4 protein-coding genes are annotated in these 7,137 nt (G+C 38.6%); 2 read left to right on the top strand and 2 right to left on the bottom strand.

Annotation, left to right across the window (positions count from 1 at the left end; all coding sequences use genetic code 11):
- Both H6G97_RS41690 and H6G97_RS41685 read right to left on the bottom strand, forming a co-directional pair.
- A partial coding sequence (locus H6G97_RS41690; protein WP_190946443.1) for a DUF3854 domain-containing protein occupies nucleotides 1–1,388 on the bottom strand: 1,388 nt, incomplete at its 3' end.
- Nucleotides 1,389–2,296: 908 nt separating this feature from the next.
- A complete protein-coding gene (locus tag H6G97_RS41685; RefSeq protein ID WP_190946442.1) occupies nucleotides 2,297–3,802 on the bottom strand; it encodes a helix-turn-helix domain-containing protein in 1,506 nt (501 codons plus the stop codon).
- Nucleotides 3,803–4,201: 399 nt separating this feature from the next.
- Here H6G97_RS41685 and H6G97_RS41680 point away from each other — a divergent pair, with 399 nt between their 5' ends.
- Together H6G97_RS41680 and H6G97_RS41675 are read left to right on the top strand one after the other, a co-directional pair.
- Entirely contained in the window at nucleotides 4,202–6,067 is a 1,866-nt protein-coding gene (locus H6G97_RS41680; RefSeq protein WP_190946441.1) for a protein kinase domain-containing protein, read from the top strand.
- A 51-nt stretch (nucleotides 6,068–6,118) separates the two neighbouring features.
- Nucleotides 6,119–6,967, top strand: a complete 849-nt coding sequence (locus H6G97_RS41675; protein WP_190946440.1) for a fibronectin type III domain-containing protein — start codon at nucleotides 6,119–6,121, stop codon at nucleotides 6,965–6,967.
- The last annotated feature ends 170 nt before the right edge of the window (nucleotides 6,968–7,137 follow it).

The raw sequence follows: 7,137 nt of genomic DNA, 5'->3' as shown, positions 1-7,137 counted from the left end.
GCTAAACCTGTGTAACCCAAGTCTGAATACATCGCAGTTCTTAGGCGATCGCTTAAATTCTTCAGCAGGTTGACGCGATGCCCGTTGTTGAGGAACCGAGCGTCGGGGTTTTGCTCACGCCACCAGCGCATAAGTTCAGTTTTCCCAGTGCCCATATCGCTCCAGAGTACAACCAGTCCTTTGTCTGGAAAACGGAAAGACTTTTTGGGATTTTGGGTACAAGGTTTAGGGTCAGGGCAGTCAGAAATTATTAACTCTTGTTTTGTTTCTCCCTCCCTATAACTTGTAGAGCTAACACTTGGGGTGAACAATTGCTCTTGTGAAATATCGTAAAGCGGCTGAACTGATGAACATTTTTCCTCCAGATCAGGAATGCAGAGTGCTTGGGTCAAATATTTAATATTGACTGTGACATCCGGTTTGTACTTAGAGAGTCCCCATTTCTTAGCTCGATAGGAGCGCTGGTAGTCGGCAAGTGATTTGGCATCATCTATAATTGCAGTTAGTAGTGCATTGGCATCTTCAGTGCGACCAACTACAAAATCATCAACGCCTTTTTCTGGCCCCGGCAGTGATGCAACTTCGCATTCACAACCTACTGCCTCAATTGCTTTTGCAGTGCGAACAGTGGCTTGAAACACCGACCACCTGGTTTTAGCTTTAGTTTCGTAATCAAATAATATAATGAACTTGCGTCCCGGTTGTGCCAAGGGTATTAAATCTGGATGCAACCGTTCATCGAAATCTTGTTTGCCTACGCGCCCGTTCCAAATTCCTGGGAGTGCGATCGCTACAAACCCTAAAGAGAGCAAGCAGGCCGCTTTTTTTTCGCCCTCGCATAAGATAACTGGAATCTCTGGATGCTGCTTTACCCACTCCCAAAATATTAGTGGATTGAGTTGATCCAGTAAGCGCAATGTTAAAAGTGAATGATAGCGCTTAATTAAATAACGCTTTGCAACTTTGTCCCAAATGGGGTTAGCGACATCAAAGTAGGTAACGCGGTTGGGGGTCTTAGGTGGCGACTCGTATTTAACTGGTTTACCTGTTTGCCAATCAATACGGGGGAAGTTCGGCTTAATCCGCCCCCATTCCATCGGTTGCCAGTTTTTGAATGGGTCAAGTGACTGAATCCACGTCCCACCCAGTAATAGATGCTGATACATTTTGATGTATCCATCCGTGACCCGACCCGCATTCTTACGTGGCAGTTTATCAGATATGAACAGAAAATCATAAACTGATTCTCCCTCTACATGGAAAAAGTTGCGCTCAATCAAGCTTCGATGAATGGCGCTGCCCACCGCTAACTCATGATACTCGGCGGCAGTGAGATAATTGGGGTATTCACAAATGTTACCTGGCAACACTTGATCCCCAACGCCCATCTCTTCTGGGCATTGGTTATTTTGCACGGTAGATTCCTCCGATAACTTTATTGTCAAGTTTCAGAGGGGGTCGATTAAATCAATTCGCAATTACTAACTCGCAATCCGCAGTTATATTTACGCCCGTACTTCCTCCTCATAGACGAAGTAGAGTAAAAGAGCCTGAATTCATTAATTATTCAATTACTCTGCAATTGCGAATTGCGTAGACGCGCTTTGTGCCGCTTTCCGTAGGGTTTTGCGAATTGCCTATAACGCTGCTTTTACAAAAATTTACATATCTTAAATATAAATTTTTTGTCAAAATACTACCAACGGTCAGCAAAAGCTGGCCGTGCGTATTGCTTTAGAGTATAATGGCAATAGCAAAGCAGCGTGGGTATCTTTTGACAAGTCAGTGGTTTCAAGTCGCCAAACTTTAAGTGCCACTTTTTTTGTCAGCCGAGATCAACCCCGCCCTAAAATATGTCGTTTTTTTTTACCTTAAGGCAAAGCGTACTCCCTAGTGCGTTTTGCCTAAATTTTTATGTATGAGCTTTTCCTCCATTCTTGATTCTTAGGTTTATACATGAACATGCTTGATCTTACAGAACTTTGCTTCTTTTCGCATCTAGTGAGGTTTAAATGCTGAGTTATACTACCTCCTGTTTTGTTAAACGTAATAAAATTACCCTATTGTATAAGGGTTTTTCTCAAGCCAACCCTAGTAGTAGGTTAAAAACTTCATCTTCAGATTGGCGGGGAAAACTTTTTGCTTAGGTTCGTGCAGCGCAAACCGATGATCAGCTGGATTCAAAGCTACTTGTGTAGAAAAAAACAGTTTTTGGAGTAAATTCTCTACATAATTATTTGTCGTTAAAATTTTAGTAGCTAGATTTTTGTTTTTTCTTGTGAGCATAAATACTTCTCTAAAATGTGTTAGCTAATGAGGGGAAAGAGTTTTGTGGCTGTACTAGACCCAAGGGATCAGTATTAATGTATTTTTTGACTACAGGTTGCAAAGTAAAGGCGATTTCTTTAGTGGTTGGGTGTTTAATGCTTTCAATTAAAGATAGTTGTTCTAACTTTTCTAAAGCTTTAATAATTGCCGAAGTAGAAGCCGATATATTCTTAGAAGAATTGAGCTGTATTAATAGATCACTAAAACTAATTGGTGTAGGGTCTAGGGATAATTTTTTAGCCAAATAAATCATAATATAACGTTCGGTTTGCTCCAAGGATTCACCAAAAGTTTCGTCTAACATTGACTGAAACTCATCAGTAATAAAAGTAGTTTTATGTTTAAAGAATATTTCTGTACTGCCAGAAAAGAAATGTTTAATCTTTTGAACTACTGTGGCTAATTCTGAGGGATTACTACGATAGGTTTTGATTAAATCAAGACAATCGTTTTTGTTTGTTAAACCTTGATCCGATAAAAAATTTAGAGCAGCATCTGTATCTAAACCGTCTACCCGAAAATAGAGGATAGATCGGTCATCTTTGCTCATAGCATGAATTTCATTAGGTAAAGCTCGACAAGTCAGTAATACACAACTCTTATGCTCTTCCTCTAACAGCCGACGCATGAATATTTTATAGTCTAATCTTTGTTCTAAATTAGAGGTTTTAAACAGAGCTTCAAAACCATCCAGTACGAGTAAACAACGATGAGATTGTAAATGCTTAATTAAGGCGGTAATCAGAGCTTGAGTATATTCAGGTAAGTTGAGAGAAGTATCTGGTTGAATTAAATCGATTAGTTCGCCCAATAAATCTTGAAGGCGTACTGAGTGAGTTACTGATTTCCAAATCAGGAAATCAAAGTGTTGAGTAGAGTCTAAGCTAAGTTCTGCTAAGAGCTTTGCGGACAAAGCAGTTTTACCAACCCCAGGGACACCTGCTAAAGATATGCACCGATGGTTGTTAATTAATTTCTTTAAGTGGTAGAGTTCTTGTTGCCTACCGTAAAAATTGGATAGTTTAGAGCTAGGAAGTTGACCTTTAATAAACTGGCTATCAAATAAAGGAAGTTCTAGGTGGGGATTAGATTGATAATAGTTTATAACAACTTCTGTGAGCAGGGTTCGTACTTTCCTCTTTAAGACCTGTTGTCCTTTGGTTACTGTTTCAGAAAGCAAGTTCCACAGTTGAGGAGCTATACGACGCTGTAAATAGCCAGTCTTATAGCCAGACTGCTGCCCGATCTCAGAAAAATCTTGGTTTTCCCATGCACCCTTGAGAACGGCGATCTCAGGTTTAGTCAAGGATCGATTTTTTTCAGTAAAAATTATATTGTTGACTACAGTTAGAGCTTGGTAAAAGGATACGGTTGGGGAAGACTGTAGTAACTCCAGAGACTGTTGCTCTTGTGTAAAAAATGATGAAGAAAGAGAATTCTGGAAATTTACCCCATGCTCAATGCTCAAATCCATAAAAGAAGTTTTCCTTTTGGTACGTGAGTTCCGCAAGAAACATTTGTAAAATCAAATCAACTAGCTATTTAATTCTTATGACTCTGAGTCACTTATAATAGTATCAGCTTTTTAGATTATAAGTGTATCTCCTAAAAGATTAAATGAGTGTTTTTATGCAAAACAAAGTCACCCAGATTAGCCCAGTATTACTCAAGCCTTATTTTATGAGGGTTTTGATAGGCTCTTGTAAATGTAAACATATAATTTTTCACGAAAAGTGACTTCAAGTCACAAAAAGATTTTGCTTTATTGCATTAAATGTGAATAAAAGCAATAGTCATAAGAAATATTTTTATAATGTTGTCAATAACGAAATATTGCTCAAATGCTAATTCTTTAATAAAAAGTTAAGACAAGATGTCGTGTTACTGTATAAACCCTCTGTGCGAACGACGGCAGAATCCTGATGATGCCGACAAATGCGCTTCTTGCGGTACATCTTTAGTGATCAATGAACGTGTGCGTCTAGTTAAACCATTAAGAGAATTAGATCGCAACCCGTTCACGGCAAATGAGATTTTTGAAATAGAGGATTCTGGGACGCAGTGGAGTCCTGGGCGTAAACGACGAGTCATGAAGATATTAAAATGGAATTCGCCTCAATCTGTGGAGCGATTTGAGCGCGAGGTTTTAGCCTTGCAATTAATAAATCATCCAAATATTCCGCAGACAAACGGAGATGATGACTACTTTACCGTCGAATTAGAGAACAGCCCCTTCAAATTCAGATGCTTAATCATGGATAAAATTGAAGGGGAAAATTTAGAAGATTGGATAGAAACTCATCATTCAGTTTCACAAGAGTTAGCACTAGATTGGTTGGAACAAATAGTAGCAATACTAGATTTAGTACATCATACAGAATTTTTTCATAGAGACATCAAACCAAGCAATATAATTCTAGATCCGGATGGACAATTATATTTAATAGATTTTGGGGCTGTGCGCCAGATAACAGATACATATTTAGCCAAAGTAAGCTCGACTGGAGGAACGGACAGAACTATCAGTAATTACGAAATCACTAAAGTAATTTCCCATTATTACAGTCCGCTAGAACAAGCGCATGGTCATGCGGTTCCACAGTCAGATTTTTATGCTTTAGGTCGGACTATGGTTCGCTTGGTGACGGGGGTAAAATTAAGAGAATTGCAGACAAATCATGATACGGGGAGATTGATCTGGAGACATAAAGCACCACAGATAGATAAGCCATTGGCGGATTTTATTGATGAGTTGATAGATCCAAACCCAGCACATAGACCGCAAACAACGGGAATTATTTTGTGGCGACTGAAAAAACTGCCTGGGCAAAGTAAGATTTACAAAATAACAAGGTCGAAACCCTTCATATTCAGTGCAGCGATCGCCAGCATTAGTTTGGTAGGATTACTAGGTTATACAGTTGGATTACCAATGTATGCAAATAATTTAATAGCACAAGGGCAAAAGCTAGAGGAGGAAAATAATACAGAACAAGCGCAAAAGGTATTTGAGCAAGCAGTAAAAATTCGCCCGGAATTAAGTAATCAAATTTCCAAATTCTACTTTGATATAGCAGGAAGAGTTAAAGAAGATTTAGAATTAGAAAAGAAATATTATAATTTAGCGGCTAAATATAATCCGAATGATATAGATTCATATAATAATCTAGCATTGGCTTGTCAATTTTTGAGAGATATAGATTGTGTAAATAAAAGTTACCAACAGCTTTTTAGGCTAGAGCCTAACTCCTGGACAGGACACTACAATTTAGCTAATTTTTATGAAAGTCAAGAAAAATATGATTTAGCTCAAGAACAATATAACTTAGCAATTAAATCTGGTCAGGAGCAGGCGTTAATTGCTGTGAATAATTTGTCTAGGTTGAATAATTTACAAGGAAATTATACTCAAGCTCAAAAACTAGCAATAGAAGGATTGAATAAAGCCCCATCGAATGATAAACAGTTAAGAGCAGCACTGTATAAAAATTTAGCCTGGGCGAAACTGATGCAAAAAGATTATCAAGGGGCGGATAAAGATTTGCAAACAGCGTTTAATTTAGATTCTCAAAGAGTTGATGTGTATTGCTTGTTATCGAAAGCGAAAGAAGCGTTAGGAGATATAAATTCTGCAAGTGGTTACGGTGAAATATGCTTACTGGCAAAGATGGATACGTGGTTGCCAGAAGTACAAAAATGGCGAGAAGAATTAATAGAGAGGATATTTAAAAAGAGATAACTTTTAGTATTTTGAAAAATAGTTTGTAGAAAAATTAAGTATATAAATCCCATGTTGAAGAAGATTCAGATTGGAGCCATTATATTAGGATTGATATTAGCAAACGTCACTGTAAGTCGTGTGCGGGGGCAGGAAGTAGTGAGGGCAAATCGGCAATCTAAAGCCGATTGCGAACCAATAGCGAAAGTGATAGATGGAGATATTCACCATAAGCCTTTAACAAAATTATGTAGTGAAGATAGAGTTAGAACAGCCAATGGTGGGAAGGTAAAAATCCTCTGTTACCCAAGAGGAATAATAATAGACATGCCTAATGATGTGGTAGGTAAACATTGTTTACCATTACAAGCGAACGAAGGTAGAGGATGTAATGTTTTGCAGGGGAGAAACTGCGTCATCGCTAAAGGGCCGGATGAAGAGAACAAGCCGAATAAGATTACACCGTATGGTGTAGTAATCAACAACTCACGACCGACATTATCCTGGTTTAGAACAAAGGGAGCTACCAAGTACATTGTGCAGGTCAAAGGAAACGGAGGTATTAACTGGCAACTAGAAGTCAAGGGCGAAACTCTAACCTATCCGCAATATCTTGCAGAACTGAAGCCAGGGCAAGCATACAGTGTAGAGATAGTGGCTATGCGGGGCGATCAAGTAATAGATAGTAGCTCGGCGCTGTTATTGTTAGCTTCAAATGAAAGACTACAACAAGTAAAACAGACTATTAACATTCTTTTAAGCCTTCAACAGCCGCTTGATGAATTGGCGATTGATATGGATGCAGTATATGAGTCACACAATTTAGTCAATGAATCGATAAAAGTGTCAGGGTTACCCGGATTTCTCACGAAGCTGGAGAAAAGAGGAGTCAAAAACTGCCAAAATATCTATTGCACATGAATTCCAGCAGTTTTAAGCATGACCCCTCAGAAAACAGATTGTATACCGGAACAGTTCAGAGGATGTTTTAAAAGTCGAAGCGAGTTAAAAATTATGCCAGTCGCCTGACCATAATCCGGATCATCGCAATGTAAATAAAAGTCTCAGAGGTTTCTGGTAGTCGTTCATAA

Source organism: Nostoc flagelliforme FACHB-838 (assembly GCF_014698065.1).
GTDB classification, from domain to species: Bacteria; Cyanobacteriota; Cyanobacteriia; order Cyanobacteriales; family Nostocaceae; genus Nostoc; species Nostoc flagelliforme_B.
This window is presented reverse-complemented; position numbering and strand designations above follow the sequence as displayed.